The organism is Cycloclasticus zancles 78-ME (genome assembly GCF_000442595.1).
Taxonomy (GTDB): domain Bacteria; phylum Pseudomonadota; class Gammaproteobacteria; order Methylococcales; family Cycloclasticaceae; genus Cycloclasticus; species Cycloclasticus pugetii.
Genome location: NC_021917.1, coordinates 2,357,417 through 2,376,955 on the forward strand (window position 1 = coordinate 2,357,417; position 19,539 = coordinate 2,376,955).

The following is a 19,539-nucleotide window of genomic DNA, read 5'->3' on the forward strand; positions in this document are numbered from 1 at the left end:
TAAAACCATATAGGCAACCAAACCTATCAACTTTTTCTAGTCACCACTTACTTACATCAGTAAAATCTAATTGAATGTAACAACAAGAATTGCATTGAGTTAACTCTTTACACGTTAAGACCTTCTTTAATCAAACATAATAAAAACTATAGGCAAATACATGACGACTCTTACAGAACAAAACACCAGCAAAAACATCCACATTAAAAATCTCGACATGAACCTACACTATAACGAAGCAGGCAATGGAGACGAAACCGTCATCATGCTTCACGGTGGTGGACCTGGTGCAGCAGGCTGGAGTAACTTTTCTCGAAATATTGATGCTTTTGCAGAAAAGTATCGCACTATTTTATTAGATTGCCCTGGTTTTAATAAATCTGACGCTGTTATTACAGACCTAGCACGCGATGTACTAAACGCACGTGCTATTAAAGGCCTGATGGATGAGTTAGGTATTGAAAAAGCACACTTAATTGGCAACTCAATGGGCGGTGCCAGCGCACTTAGCTTTTCTCTTGAGTTTCCAGAGCGCCTAGACAAAATGGTATTGATGGGTGCTGGTGGTGGTGGCCAAAGCATGTTCTCACCAATGCCATTAGAGGGTATTAAATTATTGGTCGCTTTATACCAAAACCCATCCCTTGAAGCGTTAAAACGAATGATTGAAGTTTTTGTTTACGATCCTTCATTAATGAGCGACGAACTAATTGAAGGCCGCTTTGAGAATATGATGAGAAAGCCTGAACACCTTGAAAACTTTATGAAAAGCTTTGCCAGTTCTAATATTATTGTCAGTGACTTTACACCCAACCTCGGCAAAATAGCAGCTGAAACATTTATCATTTGGGGTCGTGATGACCGATTCTGCCCTCTTGATCATGGACTTAAATTTTTATGGGGTATTCCTAATGCAGACTTGCACATCCTTAGCAAGTGCGGCCATTGGGCGCAGTGGGAACATGCAGAAAAATTCAACTCATTAACATTAGATTTTTTAGCTCGCTAAAGCAGAAATATTGAACCGCTAGTCATAATGCAGGCGATCAACCGCCAGCTTGAAACCTGCATTAGGCTAGTGCTGTTCAATGCTATACGCTAGAAGAAAAACGATCGGATAAAGCAGGACTATTCCCCACTCGACAGGTCAGACAACACAACAAACCGATCTGCCTTTTGCTAGTAGCGATGAGCGTTTTCGCAACTCAAGTACAGTTGGGAATAGACAGACGCTGATAATTGCCCCGCAGAACTAGGGATAAACCTTGTTACTCTTATAGATAAAAAAACATCCCTAGCTTTTTAATATAAAGCGCTAAGGCGCACCACACTCACTTTGGCATTACAGCGTTAGGAAAAACTCTTTTACCTCATTAATGACGGTTTCTTTAGCATCTAAGTGAACATAATGCCCTGCATCGGGCACAACCTTGACTGATAGCTGGCTGGGTATATGTTTTTTTGACAGATCAAGGTTTGGCAAATACCCAAAACCATCCTCTTTGCCAAAAATCTGTAAGACCGGACAGCTTATTTGTTGCAAATACTGCGTGCAATCCTCAGCTTGGTAAGCCTCACTATTCACTCTATTTATCCAATCATAGAACAAAATATCGAGCCCTTCGCCATGGAATTTAAAGAGCTTTTTTCGAAGGTCGCCATTTTCAAACGCTTCCTTAGCTTCTTGTGCACCGGCTAAACATTGATCATGAATAAGCATTTGCGGAACAATCGATACGACAGCACATACAACCTCTTTGTGCAGGCTTGCTGCAACAAGAGATATAACACCGCCATAACTATGCCCCACTAGAATGACGTCAGTTAAGCCAAAGTGCTTAAAAAGATCAAGCAACGGCTCACCCGCCTCCTCTGCACGCGTGTCATACTCTCGAAACTCAGTTAGCGGCTCAGACTGCCCGTGCCCCCAGCGTTCATAAACAATAACGCATAAACCAGTAGCTTGATGCACTTGTTCGGGGAAATCACGCCACATTTCAATAGAGTCTATACCACCATGCAAAAAAACTAATGTAGGTGCGTTAGCCTGTATATGACCTATTTGTTGCACACGAAGGCGTCGGTTAGCTGCTTGAATAAAGTGTTCTTGTTTCATAGGCTACACGTTTTATTGAATTAGAAGGAAAGCTGTAATTGACTAATAAACGATGGATAATTAAATTTACCGTCTGTGGGGTCATAGTACGCCAGCTCATTAATAAGCCTTAAGTTTTCATCAAACTGCCAAGTGAATATAGCTTGGTAAACACTACCTTGGTTCATACCGCGAGCTATTTCATCAGTCGATTTCCCTGTTAACGGTCTAAAGAAAGCTGTTCTAGAGGGGTGCTCATTATCGACATGCTGATACTGTAATGCCCATGCCCAGCCCATGTCTTCAGAGTTCAGCAAATAGGCACGGCTAAGGCCTAAAGTTAAAGCACTAGAACTCAGCGCATTTGTATTATCACCTTGTGTATTAACTGCTAAACCACCTGTGGCATCAGATTTAAATTCTGCCCATGACGCCCATAGCCACCAATGGTGCGCTTGAACGTCTGCAAATACGCTAAGCCACTCATTATCTAACTCAACCCCGTTAGGCTGAAATTTTGTATCCAACGTGACAGAATCTAATGATGTACTGTAGGCAGCACCAACGCTGTACGCTAGCGGCCTGTCTTTAAATTGATATTCATCATCACTGGGGGAAATACCGTTTGGACGGAGCGCAAAGGCGGCTGAAAACAACAAATCGTTATTATCATTATTTAGCGATAAGTCAGGGCTATTAAATAAGCCAAGCGCATAATGTACACGGTTACCAAAATACCCCTTTGAGTTAGTTTCAGGCAGCCCCATATTGCCTTTTCTAATTGTTAACCCACGCGCTCGACCGACAGCCCCGGGTGATAACACCTCGGTAAATTTGCGTTCCACGCTAGCCGATTTATGTGGTCGCCTTGTATAACCGAGTGCAAATTGCTGCCCCACTGTGATACTACCAAGGCTGTCATCAAAGTGCTTCAGACTCACCCAAGCATCCAGTAGTTTTTGCGCGTTTGATAAGCCTACCACTTCGTTAGATGCATCATACTGGAAGCGAAAAGCCACATTGTCACTTGCAAAACCCGTAAAACCTAGACGCGCCCGTCTTAATGTAAAACTATTTGTTCCTTGACGGCCATTTTTAGAGGGGACAAAGGTGTAGCGTGGCTGCGCTAACCCCCAAAAATTTAATATTAGGACTCGCCTTGTTAACATTTTTTTTAGTCGCTACGACTAAATTATTAACAGCCGACTTAACACTGGTTTTTTTAGCCACGGAGGGTTTACTCGCTTGCAATGCGGCTTGTTGAGCATGTTGCTTAATGTCCGCCACATCATGTTCGCTTAGTAAGCCTTTTTTTTGAAGGGCTTCAAGAACCGCATTTGCATAGGCATGAGAAGAATCAGCTAAAGCAGGAAGGCTAACAAGCGCCAGCAAAAGGATTGATAATTTTTTTAACATAATCGTTTATAGTTTTTCTTATTATGAGTGATCGGTTTACCCAAACCGAGGTAGTATGTTACACGACTTTTAGTAACTGTAACTGTAGCTAATATCTAAGGTCGTCTCAGCAATGCCAAACTTAACATCCGTCCCTAAAAATGCTGTGTTCTCGGCGGTTAATTCATTACGAAAGACGTGCATAACAGCCAATGACCATTCTGAATGCTCACTGTTTTTATAGCTAAACCCAGCCGTTAAATGTTTAGCTGGCATGGCGGGGGTAATGGGGTTTAGTAACCCAGATCGTCTAGGAATCTGTTCTTCACCCACGTTTGCACCAGCCCGAAGCGTTATTTTGTCATCAAAAATGTAACGAACACCTAATGAATACGCCGTAATACTTTTCCAACCAAACCCAACGCTGTTTTTTGCACCGAGTAGCCTATCTGCGGAGAAACCGATCATAGGGTTCAGCTCCGAAGCCGTGGGCACAGGGTTTGACAACGCCTCAATGTCTTTGTAGTTAATGCGTGTCACATCAAAAGCAATAGACAGTTGTTTTGAAAAATTAATGGCCAAGCCCACACCGTAATTTGAAGGAATATCAAACTCACCATTGTTAGCAAGCAGACCAGAATATTTTTTCATCTTAGTCATTTGCATTTTTGGTGCATAGTAGGCGCCAAACTGGTAAGTATCGTTAGATTTATAAAACCACCCTAATTTAATACCCAGTCCGTAGGACACCTCGTCCCCTCTGTTCGTTAGACTGCCTGCGTCTGACGATACGCCTTGAAAGAAGTCTAAACCTTGCGCACTAAATTTCTGAATACCAAATAAAGGAGATACCCCAATATAGTTATTTGGAGACATTTCATACGTGTAGGTGGTGGCGATAATAAGCTGCGCAAAATCCACCCCTAGATGCCCGTCTGTCGTTATGCTTGGAGCCCCTAAAACACGTTCGGCTGTTTCTGTAAACAAGCGTTTTCTATATGCCGTATTAATCCCACCATTACCGTAAACAGTAACACCCAGTGTGCTTTTATCATTTAATCGTTTATTCCAGCCAAAGTTCGGAACAATCCAATAATCGCGCTGACTATCATCCCGTACTAGCTCATCACAATCACCAATACCCCGGCAATCAAATTCGGCGTCACGGGGTAAATAGAGAAAACGAGCGCCAATATCTAAACCTTCTACTTGAGACATGCCCGCAGGGTTAACAGCGCCTGTTAAAGTGTCTTCAGGAAAGGCAATCGCGGCTCCGGCCATGCCCGTCATTTTGGCACCGTAAGCAATCGCAAAATAGCCATTGATTGCAGATGCAAAATGGCTAAAGGAGAGCAAAAGAACCCCCTACTGAAATCTTAACTTTGTATGTCATAACATTCCCCTAGGAGTGCCGGGTTAATTGAATTGTTACCACGCCATTAATTTCATATAATGAAATAGTGCAGGCGATAATATACTAGACTATTCTCTTTTTAAGAACAATTATCTTATGGAAAACCTCAATCGAATGATGATTTTCTACCATGTCGTTGACTTGGGCAGTTTTACTGAGGCCGCTAAAGTGTTGAAAATGGCAAAATCGGCGGTTAGTCGACACGTCACCCTCTTGGAAAAACAAGTTGGTGCAAGGTTGTTAAATCGAACAACTCGTCAACTAAACCTAACTGAGGTTGGGCGAATCTACTTTCAAAGCTGCAAGAAAATCGTAGAAGAGACGCAGTACATGCAAAATGAAATCAGTGTGTTGCAAAACCAACCCGTTGGCTCATTAAAAATTGCCACAACTAATAGCTTAGGGATTCAATATATTACGCCGTTAATTGTCGAGTTTATGCGTTTATACCCCAAATTAAACATTGAACTAATGCTACAAGACCAAGTGATCGACATGGTTGAAGAAAATATAGACGTGTGTGTTCGAGTGGGCTGGTTACAAAACTCTGACCTTGTCGCAACAAAAGTGGCTGATTCACGCTTGGTATTAACAGCAAGCCCTAGCTATTTGAAGCAGTACGGGCCAATAGTCACACCCAAAGACCTTGAAAAACATGCCTGCGTCATTTTTTCCTTATTGCCTAACCCGACTAAATGGACATTTACCCAAAAAAAGCAACAAGAAACCGTGTCGGTCGGTGCCATTATAAAAACTAACAATGCAGGCGCTGTTAAAGCTTTACTGTTACAAGGTGCGGGCGCATCTGTCTTGTCTCACTTTATAGTGGCTGAAGATTTACGAGAAGGACGCTTGGTTGAGTTGCTGCCTAATTATGACTTAGGGTCTGCAGGCATTTATTTAGTGTATCAAGAGAAGCAATATAAGCAGTTAAAAATACAGTTATTTAATGACTTTATTAAGAAAAATTTAAAATTGGACTGATAATAAAAATGAAATGCATAGTTAGCAATATCTCACACCAAGGATACGATATTGAATTGATTTATAAAGTGGCATAAACACGCCTGAGCGACTGGATATTTAGGCCACTTTACAAGTCTAGAATCACTTTTCCCATGATAGGTGATACTAGGCGATTTTAATTTTTGGTTATTAAAACCAAAAAATAATGAAAACTAAAAGAGGAAATAATGATGTCTATAAATGTAATATTAGATTTACAAGTTAGTACAGAAAACCGTGAAAAACTATTAAATACATTCGAGGCTATATTACCGGATACACGCGCTTTTAAAGGTTGCCAAGAGATTGTCGTTACTAGTAATGATGATGACCCTTTAAATATTGTGGTGTTAGAAAAATGGGACTCGCGCGAAGACCACAAAAGTTATATGGCTTGGCGCTCAGAGCGCGGAGATTTAGAAAAACTAGGTACGTTATTAACCGCACCACCAACGACTAAATACCTTACACCGACAACAATATAAGTCCTTATTAATACACCGTATGGGGCTACTTAGTAGCCCCATACTTTTTGCAAGAAAGACGCATCGAAGTAGTAGCAATCTTTCCTTAGTCGAAAAATACGCTATTTAATTTTCCGACACCCTAGAAGCTATCTTTTATAGACTTATTATTTTCAACAAGCGCAAAGAACTTAGGGTAGCTTGATTTTAATGACGTGATGATGCGTTCATGTGGTAAGTCAGCAAAAAAACCATAATCGGTAAGATATTCCATATGCTTTTTATCTTGTTCATTAAATTCGTGCATAAATGAATCATCTACGCCATTGAACTCCAATGGCTTAACACCAAACCGTGTACACATTTCGATATTAAAAGCAGGCGTTGCTTTAACCCACTTCCCCTCAAGGTAAAGCACACTATATCCGTGCCACATAAAAACATCAGTTTCCAATAAATCCAATAATTTTTGTGTGCTTAAATGGTTTCTTACATCGGAGAAACCAAGCTGAGCTGGAATGCCAACACTTCGAGCGCATGCTGTTAGAAGTACGGCTTTTGGAATACAATAATTCGATTCGCTAACCAGTATATTGCTAGCTATAAAATGCTCTTCTCCTGGTTGTAACTTATAAGGATCGTAGCGGATAGCATCACGCACTGCATAATAAAGCTTAATCGCCTTTTCTTTATCCGTTTTGGCACCAGCAATAGCTTGGTTTGCAAACGCTTTAATACTATCTGAGTCACTATCAATAAATTTTGTAGGTGTCAGAAATTCAGATAAATCGGTTGTTCCTTTCATTTGATGCCCTTGTTTTTATTTGGAGACTTCTCTTACAACACAGCAAAAGCCAGATTACATTGAGAATAAAGCCTACACAATCAACTTACTATCAAGTTGGTTTACATCCGTTGCACTGATAGCCTTAGTAACGTCCATATTTCTTAATTCTCGTTTTAACACTTTTCCAAACGGAGTCCGTGGTAAAGCATCTGTGAAAGTAAATTTTTTCGGCACCTTGTAGGCACCTAACTTTTCTTTGCACAACGCTATAATTTCTTCAATCATTTGCAAGTCGGATATGCTTTGATCTGCTTTAACGATGATGCCGCAAACAAGCTCACCCCACTGATCGTCTGGAAGCCCGATGACCGCACATTCATAGACATTGGGGTGGTGCAATATCATATTTTCAACTTCTACAGAGGCAACATTTTCACCCCCAGTAATAATAATATCTTTACTCCGATCAAGAATAGTTACTCGCCCAGCTTCATCCATCATGCCTATGTCGCCTGTATAAATCCACTCCAAACCTTCGGGATCATCTTGGCATTTCATAAAGGTGTTTTTCGTACTCTCTGGCTCATTGTTGTAATATAAAGCCATTGCCAATGTCCGCATAACAATCTGACCAACTTGTCCATGAGGAAGAATACGACCTTCATCATCTACTATCCTTATCCTAGAACCCAATAAGGGCTCACCCACACCATCAGCATGAACAAGAAAATCGTCCGCTAATTGCATTGAGCCAGAAATACTTTCCGTCATACCATACGCAACCATAAGTTGCGTCTCAGGGAACATCTCCTTGAGCTTTAGTCGAAGAACTTTTGGGGTTGGAGCTGAGGCGACACTTAAGGACACCATGCTTGTTATAGGCTCACCATCCCATGTTTTATAAATAGGGTTTATCATAGCCGGCACGATAAACATGCAATGGATAGTTTCACTTTTGATTACGTTATGTAAGAACTGTGGTGAAAACGAGGGCGTATCAGGAAAAATGACTTTACCACCCAACCAAAATGTAGGGAAGAAGCCATAACCGAGCCCTGCCGCATGATACAAAGGCGCAAAACAAATAGTATTATCCCCACGCCTTAAACCTAATGGCGCCAGTAGGGCCAAGATATCCATAATGGCTCCCCCATGCGTCCAAACAGCACCTTTAGACCCACCTGTGGTACCCCCAGTCATTGCAATCATGTAGGGATCTTCCCATCGAGCTGCTGGCGAAAGAGGCGTGCCTGATTGCTCAGTTAGTAAAGCTTCATAATCAAGTGCTTCACTGTTATTCAGCTTTCCTCGCACGATATGATGTTCAACTTTTGCGCCATCCCCAAGTGAGGTGAGCTCTTCACGAGAAATAAACACATGGCACTGTTGCGCATCAAGGTGCCGTACCGTTTCAACAGGTGATAGGCGATTATTAAGAGGCACCGCAACAGCACCTAAAGTAGCACAAGCAAAAAGAGTTTCTATTGATGGGTGTTCGTTATAAAACGCATAACCAACTCGGTCACCTTTCTTGACCCCAAGGCTCATTAAAGCTCTAGCCAACCGTATTGACCGCTCACGCAGTTGAGCATATGTCAGTTCAATTTTATTCAGCCTGTCATCTAAGGCGATACGGTTAGGATACGTTTCGGCACATCTGGATAATATAAAGTCCAAACCGCCAAGGCGGCGCTCAGGGTTGTCATTTAGCATAAGCAGTCTCGTTTACTCGTTAGTATCTCTATTTATAGGTTTAAAATATTATGCAAACTCACACTCGTTAAAGCTGTAATCTATGAAACAGGTTTCATGATGTAGGGCCCTGAGCATCAGAATTCTCTTTGGCATAATCAAGAGCTGATGTTGGTAGAGCACCGCGCCACTTTAGCCAGTTAAAGCACGTGTCGCAGTCACTACATTTAAAAAGAACTTCTGAAGAACTCCCTCCAAAAAGCGAGAGAACCTCATTATTATCACTTTGACAATGAGGGCATACAACACCTTCAAAATCCCTGTCTTTGCTCATTTAGTGCGCCCCGGATGGGTCTTTAAATCGAATAATTTCATACAAACTATCCGGAAGATTCCCGGTTCTGCGTTTAGTCTCATTCCAGCCCGCTGCATAATCCACATCGTCAGATAGGCTGTTTGCATCAAAAGCCTCATATACCTTAGTGACTTCAGCCGTGAATGCATTTTTTATGTCGGCTAGCGGGACGTTCCTAAGGCCATTTTCACTCAGAAGGTCTTGATTGAGTTGATTGCCAAACCAACGCAAAGCAATAGGGTAACGAGCGTTTAGGCAATCCAAAAAAGCAGGATTTCCACTTTCTACAAAAATATCCATCCAGCCTTTATAAAACTTTAAGTGAAAATATATTTCTTGCCCGATTTTATTTGCAAGACCAGATAATGCTCGATCAGGGTGATCAAGGAAGCCAGATAACATCATCCAAGTCGCCTGTTCGGCTAAGAAACTTGTGGCGATAAAATCTTCCCACGATTCGGGCGGTGAATCCAACAAATCCATTGAGCTAATCTCATCTGCTTGCCGACCACGCTCTAAGGTTTCGTATTTACAACCAAAGTTCATTAGATACAGGTAAAGAGAACGTACCTGCCCATAAGTCGTTGTAGCCATGCCAAGTAGACCTGCAAAATCAGGTACAGAACGACCGTTATGAGTGCATTCCACGTACCAATTGCCCAGCACTAATTTTGTGTCAGCGACAGCAAGTAGCTCATTTTTTAATGTTTCTAAGACGTTTGGCTCAAGGGATTCTAAAGAAAAGTCATTCATTGTTATGCCTCCTTAATTTCTGCGCGCTTACCTTTACCGGTAACTGAGATGATAGAGTCGATGGGGGCAATACACATTTCTATCCATGAATGTTCATCATAGACAAACCACGCTCTAACTTGAGCCAACTCATCATTTGGTGCTTCTATACTACCGACATGGCCAAGCCGGTCTTTTGATGTTTTTCGAGCAAAAACTTCATAGTATTTCATCTCTCCTTTGCCAACTTCAGCGTCTCTATTTATTTTTTTTGCAGTTATACTCATTTTTTATACCGTTAGTTATTTAAATTTGTATTCCATTTTCACGCATTAGATTTTTCACATCATCACTCACTAAGTCACGTGACCAAGATAGATGCCAGCCATCTTCAATAATTACCTCGTTAATACCATCCAGTGGCAGTAAGGCCGCTTTAATATTGTCATGTAGCATGGTGACTCCAGGGCAGCCTAAACAGGGAATACACAGTTGAATTTTTGCTTTTCCATCAGAGCTAACTTCAGCATCTCTTAACATACCCATGCTATTAAGACTAACAGGGACATGGGGGTCGTTTACCTGCTCTAGGGCCTCAAATATATCTTCTTTTGTTACCACAAATCGCTGCCCCAAACATCATTTTGAATACGTTGGAAACAACTCAATTTGGTTGGTCCACCTTTCTTCCACTGAGCAAATTTTTCTTCCCATGAGACAGTCGTGTAATCCCACTTACCTGTTTCCTCATCTAACAAAATAGGCATTTCGTAATGTAAAACGTATTGACCCAATTCTTTATCAAAGTGTGCAGGCACCTTAATACCAACCGATTCACAGTAAGGCACAACTTCATTAAGCCAACGTTGGCGCAACTCATCATTGCTCTGACCACGGATGCTATAGGCTATTTGGTCTGTTCGCTTTTTCATATGATCGGGTGTTCCAAACCACATGACCGACATAGGGAATGCATGATCAATCGCCTCTTGTACCCGAGCTCTTGTTTCTGACGACATATCCCAGAAGAAACGTGTCCATTTTTCGCCATGTGCAACATGGAACTGTTCCTCAAAGTTAACCTTTCTTAAGGAACGTGCATACGGTCCATATGAGCACGATTCTTCAAGATCACGAGTTGTTGTGTAACCGGCTCTATCGCCCAATAACATATAGACTACGCAGGCCACATAGTCTTGGGGCTGATGCTGAACCAAATAAAATGTCTTGAACTCACTCGGGTCTCTTTCAAAAACAAGTTTTTCCGTATCGTAGCCAAAGCCTTTAAGCAATCGGTACATTACTTGGGCATGGCCTAACTCATCTTGCATGGCAGACGCTACAGAGATTTTATCCTCAAGAGTGGGCGCCGTTTGCAAGGCTTTGTAATATAGCGCTAGTGTTGACAATTCAAGGTCGGCCGCTATCAGCATCGTTTCTTCTAGTACTTTGCGATACCGAGTTGTCATCTCAGATTGATCTTCAATAATATGTCCGGCCTTTATGCGAACTTGTAAAGCCAACTCAGCTTCATCTGACGATGCTGCTTGGCTTGGGGCTGCATTTGCGAGTGTATTCATGACGTAGTCACCTGTGTTTTTATTCGAATTTTAATTCCACATGCTAACAGCTGTTTGGTATAAATCAACACTGTTTAAACGAACGTATTGTTATCAATATTAGAACAGTTAGTCGCGTTGACGAGCTTTATTTTTTTATAGATACTGTCGCGACTTATTACTAAAAAGGCGTGGTAATGAACCATCTAAAATATTACCTAGGATCATTAATTGGTATATCGTGTATCGCAAGTTTGATACTGGGTGAGAGCCATACTTGGCTCGGACTGACTGCGTTTATAGCGCTTCTTATTGTGAATATTAATACGCCCACCGACTATACGCACAACGATATAGCGATAACTTGGTCAACTGAAACACACTTATATCTACGTTTTTTTCTTACGCTTTCCGTCTTTACTTCATTTGCTTTATGGTTAAGCACAGTAGAACAAAGCGCTCTTACTCTATCCACCTATCAACTGATAGGTGTCACGTTTTCTTCACTAGGGATTTGTACGCTAGCAAACCTTCTGGTTAATCGCCAATTGCGACCCCGTATAACCGCTATAGGCACCCTATTTAGAACATTAGCAACCCACTTTTATTTTGCCCTATCACATGTTTTAGGAAATGCCCTTTGTAACAATTTTAATATTAAATCAGGAGAAAAATGATGTCTAAATACCAACACTATAAAGAACTTAAAGTTGAATTAAATAAAAACATATTAACGGTAACGATGAATAGGCCTGACAAGGCGAATGCTATCAATTTGGCCCTTCATACGGAACTATCAACTATTTTTAATGACGCGGGCAGCGACGATGATGTTGACGTAGTGATTTTAACTGGTGAAGGTAAAGCGTTCAGCGCTGGAGGCGACCTTCCTTGGCTACAAAACATGATTGATGACCAGTCCCTTTGGCGCCGCACTGTCACAGAGGCGAAGCGTATAGTATTTGGCATCATTGATTGCGAAAAACCCATTATAGCTAAACTGAATGGTGCAACAGCAGGGCTTGGAGCCACGATTGCACTATATTGCGACATTATTTTTGCATCCGATCGCGCAAAAATTGGAGACCCACATGTATGCGTTGGTTTTGTCGCGGGTGACGGCGGTTCTGCAATTTGGCCACAACTTATTGGCTACCCACGGGCTAAAGAATACTTAATGACGGGGGATTTAATACCTGCTGCGGAAGCTGCAACAATGGGGCTCATCAACCATTGTGTACCACATGATGAACTTGACGAACGAGTAGCCGCATTTGCAGATAGACTAGCCAATGGCCCGATTAGAGCAATCCAAGGCACTAAGGTTGCTGTCAATACGACACTCCGCCAGTTGGTCTCCGCTAATATTGACGCATCCATTTCCTTAGAAGGTTTGTCCAATCAAAGTGATGAACACCGTGAAGGCGTCGCCGCATTTAACGAAGGACGCAAGCCCGTGTTTAAGAAATAAATACGTCAAGCCTAGCTAAAAAAGGTCCCTATCCAGAGAAATGGGTTATTTATGTCTAAAACAGCACTAACCCTCAGCGCGCTACTGAGGGCAACCGCAAATGCGTACCCTAAAAATCCGGCCATTGTACATGATGGCGAAATCATCAATTATCAGGAGTTTGATGACCGAGTGGATAAGCTTTCTGCCTATTTAGTTGAACAAGGAATAAAGCCTAAAGAGTCTGTTGCATACTTATTCTTCAACCAATGGGAAACGCTGGCTATCTATCATGCAATTACTCGGATAGGGGCTATTGGTGTCGCTATTAATCACCGGTTAACACCTGTTGAAATGCAATACCAAATAGATGAAACCCGTTCAAAAATTTTGCTCTACGATGAAAGCCTTAAAGAAATTGCAGGGACATTGACTGAGCTTTGCGCAACACTTGAACACTTTGTCGGCTCAGACGGCGACGTTACTAATGACCTAGCAAATGAAACCATAACAAACATTATAGAAAAACCTTTACCTGACAATACTTGGGCTGAAAGTGATATCAACGAAGATGATGATAGTGGGATCTGGTTTACATCAGGAACTACAGGTAAACCTAAAGGCGCGATTGTTCAACATGCCTCATCGGTCTGGAGCGCCACGTCAACGGCTCTTTCATTAGGTATTAATAATAAAACGCGATTACTCTCTGCGGCACCTCTTTTTCATCGAGGTGCAATGGAAGATATGCACCTTGCGGTCACATTAACGGGGGGTGTTCATTATATGGTTCATAAGTTTAACCCTCTTGATGTGTTAGAAAGAATCCAACGAGATAAAATTACTCACGCATTTATCGTTCCAACAATGGCCAGGATGATGTTGGATGTTCCAAATGCAGATCAATTTGACCTGTCTTCCTTGCAGTGCTGGATGTCAGCATCAGCACCATTACGGGAAGATTTGGCATCCGAGATTAGGCAAGTATTTAAACTTGCACCACAGGTTCTAACTAATTGCTATGGAATAACCGAGTCACTCTTAAATGCTACGTGCCTAGGCGATGCGCTGATAGCTAGCCCAACTAGAGTTGGCCTCCCCCCTCCGGGGATGAGTGTTCGTGTGATAACAGCAGATAAAAGTTTTATTCTCGATGATACCCCAGGGGAACTAGTCACTCATGGCCCCACTACCTTGAGAACATACTTAAATAACCAAGAAGCCTTTGAAGACGTTACATTTGAAGCCGATGGAAAGCTCTGGTATCAAACCGGTGATATTGGTTTTCGTGATGCCGAAGGCTATGTCCATCTTTTAGACCGTAGCAAAGATATGATTATTTCAGGGGGTGAAAATATTTACTGTGTTGAGGTTGAATCTGCCATTGCTGCTCATCCAGAGGTCAATGAAATAGCAGTGGTTGGAATGCCTGACAAGAAATGGGGCGAAAAAGTCGTTGCTGTCGTCGTTCGAAAAAAAGGCGCATTGATTAGCGAACAGGGTATTTTACTACAGTGTCACAACCTAGCTAATTTTAAACACCCAAGGGAAATTTATTTTGTAGAGCAATTACCCAAAAATTCTTTTGGAAAAGTTCAGAAAAAAGAGATTAAAGACCTGCTAGATAAATAAACGTTGCCTATGTTGGCCTTACGTAAAAACTAATGGCTATCTACCTAGCACTATTACAAGCAAATTCGCTACCTATCAAAACCTAATGATGAGGTGAGTTGTAGCGTTTTTTGTGCAATAAAAGATAAGAGATTAAATGATGAAGCAAGATTTTGACTTAGTCGATGAGACTAAATATTTAAATATAGATGGAAAAAACATTGAGTATCAGTGGGTTATTGAACCGAAGCAAGACCAAGGCGTTATCGTCTTCTTACACGAAGGCCTTGGTTGTAAGGATATGTGGAAAGGCTTCCCAAAGAAACTGGCGCAACAAACAGGACTCGCAGCCCTAACTTATAGTCGAGCTGGCTATGGGCTATCCAGCTCTATCCAGTTACCACGCAATCAAAACTACATGCAAGATGAGGGCATAGATGTTTTGCCTAAGCTATTAAGCGCGCTTGGAATACAAAAGTCCGTTTTATTTGGTCATAGTGATGGCGGTTCAATAGCATTAATTAATACCGGGGCACATCCAAACTCTTCAGTGCAAGCCATTATTCTTGAAGCTCCCCATGTTTTTATAGAGAAAAAAACCGTCGACTCAATCACTCAGGTGGCAAAAAATTACCAGAACAGCCATCTGAAGAAAGCATTATCAAAATATCATGGCGATAACCTTGATTGCGCTTTTTATGGCTTTGTAGATACTTGGCTAAACCCTGTTTATGCAAAAAATTGGAATATTGAAGGCTATGTAAAAAACGTTAACGTGCCAACCTTGCTATTTCAAGGTGACAATGACGAATTTGGCACCAGCGAACAAGTCAACCGGATTCAAACACAAATAAAAGGTGAGTTTGAAGCCGTTATGATAGAAAACTGCGGGCATGTTCCACATGTTGAACAGCCTGATATAGTTCTCAAGCGAAGCACAGACTTCCTTAAACGTTTAGCTGTATAAATAAACCGCTGACCTGTCGGATTACCTCGACCAAGTTTTAACTATTAGACAGGCTTAATGCACCGTCATGTTACGATTATTTGCATGGGTTAACTGCAACAAAACACCTAGTCAATATGACTTAATCTAATCAACGATATTAAGACTCATGAAAAAAATTATTTATGTTATACCGGGCGTTGCTCTTTGCTGCGGAATGGGTTTCTTAGCAATATTGTTAGCCGCCTATGTTCCGGTAGGTGCTGTTACCTTAGCCATTATACTTGGCCTTATTGTTGGCAACAGTTTACGTATTAATGATCAATTCAAATCTGGTATTAACTATAGCGAGAAATATTTACTCTCCATTGCTATTGCCCTTTTAGGTGTTCAGCTAAATTTTTCAATTCTAAGTGAATTAGGCTATGCGACCATTTTAATGATCGTGTTTACGATGGGCGTTACTATTTTTTCATCGTTGATATATGCAAAATGGTTTGGGTTTGATAAACGCTGTGCGTTATTACTTGGTTTAGGGAATGGCATTTGTGGCAGTTCTGCAATTGCAGCGACCAAGGATATAGTCGGTGCGAATGAAGAGCAAGTTGGCCTCTCCATTGCCATTGTGAATTTTTTAGGCACCCTTGGCATTTTCCTCCTACCTTTTATTAGCCACTACCTATTAAATTTATATGAGCTTAATGCAGGTGTATTGATCGGCAACACATTACAAGCTGTAGGGCAAGTTTTAGCTGCCGGGTTTTCAGTAAGTCAAGCAACGGGGGAAGCGGCAACCATCGTTAAAATGGTCAGAATTTTGTTACTTGCCCCAGTAATCCTGATTCTGATCTTCATGTTTTCTCGAGTAAACATGAAAACGAATGAAGACCTCAAAGTCGCCTATAGAATTCCTCTCTTTGTCGTTGGTTTTTTTGGTTTCTCAGTTATCCAAACCTTTGGCTTACTGAAACAAGAACAAGTTGAGCTAGTCAGCACAATGAGCCACTACGCCCTTATTGTCGCCATGTCAGGCATTGGGTTAAAAATTGCCTTTGATGGAATTATTAAAAATGGCAAAAAAGCATTGCTTATAGCAAGTGTTATTTTTGGGTTTCAGATAATAATGAGCTCTAGTTTAATCCTTATTTTCTTTAAATAATGAAGTCCTAGATTAGCCTTTAAGATTCAATTAACTCGGCCCTTTAAGGTCGAAAACGATGGCCTGCTAATTACTATCGTCCAGACCTTAGGTGCATCTTGTACCGCTAAGAAAGTACTTTTTTAACGACTCTACCGAGTGGATAGCTTTGGCTTATCTGACGGCTTTGTCAAAATGCTCATCAGCAACTTACAGTATTTACGAATATCATCTGATTATTCAAACAAGGCATGCTGATACCCCAATGCAATCGCTTGATAGTATTAGCCGCCAGCCTGATCTTGGCAGCGGAATAAAGTCGGTAGAATCGTCGAGCAATAAAAAAGCCCCTTAAATATAAGGAGCTTTAATACCTAAAATGGAGCTGGTGAGAGGATTCGAACCACCGACCGGCTGATTACAAATCAGCTGCTCTACCGACTGAGCTACACCAGCGTTAGGGGCGGTATTCTAATCCAAATAAAAACGTCGGGCAATGATTAACATGCAATTTTACGAATACTAATGTTTTCGCCTACTTTAAAGCCATCTAAATTGTCCGGTATCGGTGATAGACCATCACTTCTTATAAGTTTTACGCCATAACGATACTTTTTGCGTCTAATAAGTTCGGCTTCAATCGATTTTTCCGACAAGGCCTTCAGTCTCTTTTCGGCTCCGTCGGCTGTTGCAAACAAGCCTAATGAGATAACCCCTTTGCTAGAGCCACTAGGCACTAACCATAAATCGTTAACGCCTTTAGCCCTTAATGTCTCCATATTACGCACTGATTGATTCCAATCACCATTAGAAGAATAAACAACCCAAAAATCCCTAAGAACCTCTGATGCAATAACGGGCACATCCCACACATAACGACTTAACACTTTTGATAGCTTCTTCGCATCATCTTCATTAGCAAAGTCACCCACTAAGTAGCATTCCGTGGCTGACTGCTTCGCGCTATTATCCAACAAAATTTGTTTCTCAAGCATTGCAGCCACTTCTTCATCTCTAACCAACACCAGCGTTTCAAGCTCACTTTCTTTATACAAGGGTGCTTGGTGTTGCTCCAGCCGTTTGGTTTCCACCACGGTGGTTCCCCAGAAAAAGTAAACTACATTTAAAAAAACCAACAATAATAATAAACGTTTCACTGGTATGATTTAGTCACTAGCTGTAAACCCTGTAACACAAGGTCTTTTTCCAATCGAACGTCCTGCCTTAAGCCTTCCGCTAAAACAGTTGCATGGCCACCCGTTAAAATAGTTGTTATCGGTTGCTGATGCTTTTCCCCTACATCAACAACTTTTTCTCGTACAAACAGCACCAACATCTGTTCAACACCATACGTAACCGCTTCACTTGTGTTTGTTCCAAGCTGACTAGAATAAGGCGTATCATCTATATTGATTTTATGTGTGTTGCTTAACAGGCTTTTCCTCATTAATTCAGCGCCTGGAACTATAAAACCACCCAAATGTTGGCCGCTCTCTAATAGAAAGTCCATGGTCAGTGCGGTCCCTGTATCTACAACACATAGCATACCGGTATATTTATGGTGTGCCGCAATCATTGCTAGCCAACGGTCCACACCTAATTGCGTGGCATCTTGATAGCCATTAACAACCCCGCAAGCTTTACGGGTACTTTCTACAAACGTAGGCGTAGGGTAAAGACGTTCTTTAGCCCAAACCTGCAAGTCACGACAAAATGCTTCAGCAGCCACACTAGACACATAAATATTTGCGAGGCGACTCTCTTTTAACGTTGAAAAACCTTCCCTCAACGTAATTTCGTTACTAAACACGCCTTGATTTAACAAACTCCCTCTTTCAACCAACTGCCATTTAAGCGCTGTATTACCACGGTCTATATAAAGTTCAGACATTAATTACTCGCTTAACCTCAGGCTAACCTCACCTGACATGATTTTTTTCGTTCGGCCATCGGGGGTTAACAATAAGAGCTCTCCTGTCTTTGAGATACCACTCGCAACGCCTTCCTCGTATTGCTCACCAGATAAAATTCGAACCGTTTTATCTCGATAACAATCGTAGTTATTCCATTGCTCAACATGTGGCAGTAAACCAGTCTCTTCGTAGCCATGCAGTATACTTAAAACCTCAGCCAGCACATGGGCAGCCAATTTATTTCGCCCCATTTTCTCGCCATACGCATGACACACATCAACCCAAGGCTGGCCAATTTCGCCAGACGACAATTCATTCATTTGATAATTGAGCCCGATGCCGATAATGGCAGTATAACCACCTTGGCTTTCCCCTTGAATTTCTACTAAAATTCCACCCAGTTTTTTACCTTCCCATAGAATATCATTTGGCCATTTCAGGCCATGGCCACTTAAACCGAGGCTTTTGAGCGCACGACAAACAGCAACCCCGCACGCCAAACTCAGCCCCGATAAGGCCGATATCCCGCCCTTAAAGCTCCACAAAAAAGAAATGTATAGGTTTTGCCCATATGGAGACACCCATGTTCTACCTAATCGCCCTCGGCCCATTGTCTGCATTTCAGCCATACAAACTGACCCATTGGGTAAAGGCGTTAGTTGGTGTTTCTCAACGATGGCTTGGTTAGTCGATGCGCACACATCTAATACATCGAGCTGCTTCAACAAGGCTCTGTGTTCACTAGATAAGCAGGTGAGAATACGTTGTTTATCCAACAACTCTATTGCTAATTTTAAGCGCGTGCCTTTTCCTTTGACAGCATGGAAGTCAAAACCTGCTGTTTCGAGTGTTTTAAGGTAGTTCCAAATGGAAGCACGACTAACATTTAACTCATCGGCTAGCTGCTGCCCAGAAAAAAACTGACCATCTGCCATGCGTTTTATTATCGCTTTATGAATTTCAAGTAGTTCCATTAAAAAGGA

The 19,539-nt window shown here is 41.7% G+C and carries 21 protein-coding genes and 1 tRNA gene; 7 read left to right on the forward strand and 15 right to left on the reverse strand.

Features of this window, described 5'->3' with window-relative positions; genetic code table 11:
• The first annotated feature begins 160 nt into the window (after positions 1-160).
• Positions 161-1,009 (forward strand): alpha/beta fold hydrolase, encoded by an 849-nt coding sequence (locus tag CYCME_RS11320; RefSeq protein WP_016390979.1) that lies wholly within the window; start codon positions 161-163, stop codon positions 1,007-1,009.
• Positions 1,010-1,342: 333 nt separating this feature from the next.
• Here the strand turns inward: CYCME_RS11320 and CYCME_RS11325 are convergent, their stop codons facing one another.
• The 4 genes from CYCME_RS11325 to CYCME_RS11335 all read right to left on the reverse strand — a co-directional run bounded on the left by CYCME_RS11325 (position 1,343) and on the right by CYCME_RS11335 (position 4,846).
• Complete coding sequence (locus CYCME_RS11325; RefSeq protein ID WP_020933100.1) at positions 1,343-2,116, reverse strand: alpha/beta fold hydrolase; 774 nt, start codon at positions 2,114-2,116, stop codon at positions 1,343-1,345.
• Between the two features lie 20 nt (positions 2,117-2,136).
• On the reverse strand, positions 2,137-3,264 hold the full coding sequence (locus CYCME_RS11330; protein ID WP_020933101.1) for a porin: 1,128 nt from the start codon (positions 3,262-3,264) through the stop codon (positions 2,137-2,139).
• On the reverse strand, positions 3,191-3,511 hold the full coding sequence (locus tag CYCME_RS13210; RefSeq protein WP_223253193.1) for a hypothetical protein: 321 nt from the start codon (positions 3,509-3,511) through the stop codon (positions 3,191-3,193). Before CYCME_RS13210 ends, CYCME_RS11330 begins: the two co-directional genes overlap by 74 nt.
• A 69-nt stretch (positions 3,512-3,580) precedes the next feature.
• Positions 3,581-4,846, reverse strand: coding sequence for an OmpP1/FadL family transporter (locus CYCME_RS11335; protein WP_020933102.1), 1,266 nt, complete (start codon positions 4,844-4,846; stop codon positions 3,581-3,583).
• Positions 4,847-5,000: 154 nt separating this feature from the next.
• On the opposite strand from CYCME_RS11335, the gene CYCME_RS11340 reads away from it, so the two are divergent.
• Both CYCME_RS11340 and CYCME_RS11345 read left to right on the forward strand, forming a co-directional pair.
• A complete protein-coding gene (locus CYCME_RS11340) occupies positions 5,001-5,888 on the forward strand; it encodes a LysR family transcriptional regulator (protein WP_020933103.1) in 888 nt (295 codons plus the stop codon).
• A 209-nt stretch (positions 5,889-6,097) separates the two neighbouring features.
• Entirely contained in the window at positions 6,098-6,394 is a 297-nt protein-coding gene (locus tag CYCME_RS11345) for a putative quinol monooxygenase (protein WP_223253194.1), read from the forward strand.
• Between the two features lie 121 nt (positions 6,395-6,515).
• Here CYCME_RS11345 and CYCME_RS11350 read toward each other — a convergent pair whose 3' ends face one another.
• The 7 genes from CYCME_RS11350 to CYCME_RS11380 form a co-directional block, all read right to left on the reverse strand.
• Positions 6,516-7,178, reverse strand: a complete 663-nt coding sequence (locus CYCME_RS11350) for a transglutaminase-like domain-containing protein (protein ID WP_020933105.1) — start codon at positions 7,176-7,178, stop codon at positions 6,516-6,518.
• 72 nt (positions 7,179-7,250) lie between these two features.
• Positions 7,251-8,873 (reverse strand): class I adenylate-forming enzyme family protein, encoded by a 1,623-nt coding sequence (locus CYCME_RS11355; protein WP_020933106.1) that lies wholly within the window; start codon positions 8,871-8,873, stop codon positions 7,251-7,253.
• A 94-nt stretch (positions 8,874-8,967) separates the two neighbouring features.
• The gene (locus CYCME_RS13330; RefSeq protein WP_020933107.1) at positions 8,968-9,186 is read right to left on the reverse strand and encodes a hypothetical protein; all 219 of its coding nucleotides are present in this window, start codon (positions 9,184-9,186) and stop codon (positions 8,968-8,970) included.
• Positions 9,187-9,960, reverse strand: a complete 774-nt coding sequence (locus CYCME_RS11365; RefSeq protein ID WP_020933108.1) for a Phenylacetic acid catabolic protein — start codon at positions 9,958-9,960, stop codon at positions 9,187-9,189. It abuts the gene before it with no gap.
• Between the two features lie 2 nt (positions 9,961-9,962).
• On the reverse strand, positions 9,963-10,226 hold the full coding sequence (locus tag CYCME_RS11370; protein ID WP_020933109.1) for a hypothetical protein: 264 nt from the start codon (positions 10,224-10,226) through the stop codon (positions 9,963-9,965).
• Positions 10,227-10,245: 19 nt separating this feature from the next.
• Positions 10,246-10,560, reverse strand: a complete 315-nt coding sequence (locus tag CYCME_RS11375) for a metal-sulfur cluster assembly factor (protein ID WP_041932970.1) — start codon at positions 10,558-10,560, stop codon at positions 10,246-10,248.
• A complete protein-coding gene (locus tag CYCME_RS11380; protein WP_020933111.1) occupies positions 10,554-11,519 on the reverse strand; it encodes a Phenylacetic acid catabolic protein in 966 nt (321 codons plus the stop codon). The genes CYCME_RS11375 and CYCME_RS11380 overlap by 7 nt, the downstream gene beginning before the upstream one ends.
• A 652-nt stretch (positions 11,520-12,171) precedes the next feature.
• Here CYCME_RS11380 and CYCME_RS11390 point away from each other — a divergent pair.
• The 4 genes from CYCME_RS11390 (at position 12,172) to CYCME_RS11405 (ending at position 16,664) form a co-directional block, all read left to right on the forward strand.
• Positions 12,172-12,969 (forward strand): enoyl-CoA hydratase/isomerase family protein, encoded by a 798-nt coding sequence (locus tag CYCME_RS11390; RefSeq protein WP_220386944.1) that lies wholly within the window; start codon positions 12,172-12,174, stop codon positions 12,967-12,969.
• 51 nt (positions 12,970-13,020) lie between these two features.
• On the forward strand, positions 13,021-14,580 hold the full coding sequence (locus tag CYCME_RS11395; RefSeq protein ID WP_020933114.1) for a class I adenylate-forming enzyme family protein: 1,560 nt from the start codon (positions 13,021-13,023) through the stop codon (positions 14,578-14,580).
• A 136-nt stretch (positions 14,581-14,716) separates the two neighbouring features.
• The gene (locus CYCME_RS11400; RefSeq protein ID WP_051184144.1) at positions 14,717-15,526 is read left to right on the forward strand and encodes an alpha/beta fold hydrolase; all 810 of its coding nucleotides are present in this window, start codon (positions 14,717-14,719) and stop codon (positions 15,524-15,526) included.
• A 148-nt stretch (positions 15,527-15,674) separates the two neighbouring features.
• Positions 15,675-16,664, forward strand: coding sequence for a YeiH family protein (locus CYCME_RS11405; RefSeq protein ID WP_020933116.1), 990 nt, complete (start codon positions 15,675-15,677; stop codon positions 16,662-16,664).
• A gap of 359 nt (positions 16,665-17,023) precedes the next feature.
• Here CYCME_RS11405 and CYCME_RS11410 read toward each other — a convergent pair.
• From CYCME_RS11410 to birA, 4 genes are all read right to left on the reverse strand, one after another.
• Positions 17,024-17,099, reverse strand: a tRNA-Thr gene (locus CYCME_RS11410).
• A gap of 44 nt (positions 17,100-17,143) precedes the next feature.
• Entirely contained in the window at positions 17,144-17,737 is a 594-nt protein-coding gene (locus CYCME_RS11415) for a hypothetical protein (RefSeq protein ID WP_020933117.1), read from the reverse strand.
• 59 nt (positions 17,738-17,796) lie between these two features.
• A complete protein-coding gene (locus CYCME_RS11420) occupies positions 17,797-18,534 on the reverse strand; it encodes a type III pantothenate kinase (RefSeq protein ID WP_020933118.1) in 738 nt (245 codons plus the stop codon).
• A gap of 3 nt (positions 18,535-18,537) precedes the next feature.
• On the reverse strand, positions 18,538-19,530 hold the full coding sequence (birA, locus tag CYCME_RS11425) for a bifunctional biotin--[acetyl-CoA-carboxylase] ligase/biotin operon repressor BirA (protein ID WP_041932972.1): 993 nt from the start codon (positions 19,528-19,530) through the stop codon (positions 18,538-18,540).
• Positions 19,531-19,539: the final 9 nt, after the last annotated feature.

Bases quoted from the DNA above. Each gene is read 5' to 3' on its own strand.
- CYCME_RS11320 (WP_016390979.1), top strand. From the start codon at position 161: ATGACGACTCTTACAGAACAAAACACCAGCAAAAACATCCACATTAAA.
- CYCME_RS11325 (WP_020933100.1), bottom strand. From the start codon at position 2,116: ATGAAACAAGAACACTTTATTCAAGCAGCTAACCGACGCCTTCGTGTG.
- CYCME_RS11330 (WP_020933101.1), bottom strand. From the start codon at position 3,264: ATGTTAACAAGGCGAGTCCTAATATTAAATTTTTGGGGGTTAGCGCAG.
- CYCME_RS13210 (WP_223253193.1), bottom strand. From the start codon at position 3,511: ATGTTAAAAAAATTATCAATCCTTTTGCTGGCGCTTGTTAGCCTTCCT.
- CYCME_RS11340 (WP_020933103.1), top strand. From the start codon at position 5,001: ATGGAAAACCTCAATCGAATGATGATTTTCTACCATGTCGTTGACTTG.
- CYCME_RS11345 (WP_223253194.1), top strand. From the start codon at position 6,098: ATGATGTCTATAAATGTAATATTAGATTTACAAGTTAGTACAGAAAAC.
- CYCME_RS11350 (WP_020933105.1), bottom strand. From the start codon at position 7,178: ATGAAAGGAACAACCGATTTATCTGAATTTCTGACACCTACAAAATTT.
- CYCME_RS11355 (WP_020933106.1), bottom strand. From the start codon at position 8,873: ATGCTAAATGACAACCCTGAGCGCCGCCTTGGCGGTTTGGACTTTATA.
- CYCME_RS13330 (WP_020933107.1), bottom strand. From the start codon at position 9,186: ATGAGCAAAGACAGGGATTTTGAAGGTGTTGTATGCCCTCATTGTCAA.
- CYCME_RS11365 (WP_020933108.1), bottom strand. From the start codon at position 9,960: ATGAATGACTTTTCTTTAGAATCCCTTGAGCCAAACGTCTTAGAAACA.
- CYCME_RS11370 (WP_020933109.1), bottom strand. From the start codon at position 10,226: ATGAGTATAACTGCAAAAAAAATAAATAGAGACGCTGAAGTTGGCAAA.
- CYCME_RS11380 (WP_020933111.1), bottom strand. From the start codon at position 11,519: ATGAATACACTCGCAAATGCAGCCCCAAGCCAAGCAGCATCGTCAGAT.
- CYCME_RS11390 (WP_220386944.1), top strand. From the start codon at position 12,172: ATGATGTCTAAATACCAACACTATAAAGAACTTAAAGTTGAATTAAAT.
- CYCME_RS11395 (WP_020933114.1), top strand. From the start codon at position 13,021: ATGTCTAAAACAGCACTAACCCTCAGCGCGCTACTGAGGGCAACCGCA.
- CYCME_RS11400 (WP_051184144.1), top strand. From the start codon at position 14,717: ATGATGAAGCAAGATTTTGACTTAGTCGATGAGACTAAATATTTAAAT.
- CYCME_RS11405 (WP_020933116.1), top strand. From the start codon at position 15,675: ATGAAAAAAATTATTTATGTTATACCGGGCGTTGCTCTTTGCTGCGGA.
- CYCME_RS11420 (WP_020933118.1), bottom strand. From the start codon at position 18,534: ATGTCTGAACTTTATATAGACCGTGGTAATACAGCGCTTAAATGGCAG.
- birA (WP_041932972.1), bottom strand. From the start codon at position 19,530: ATGGAACTACTTGAAATTCATAAAGCGATAATAAAACGCATGGCAGAT.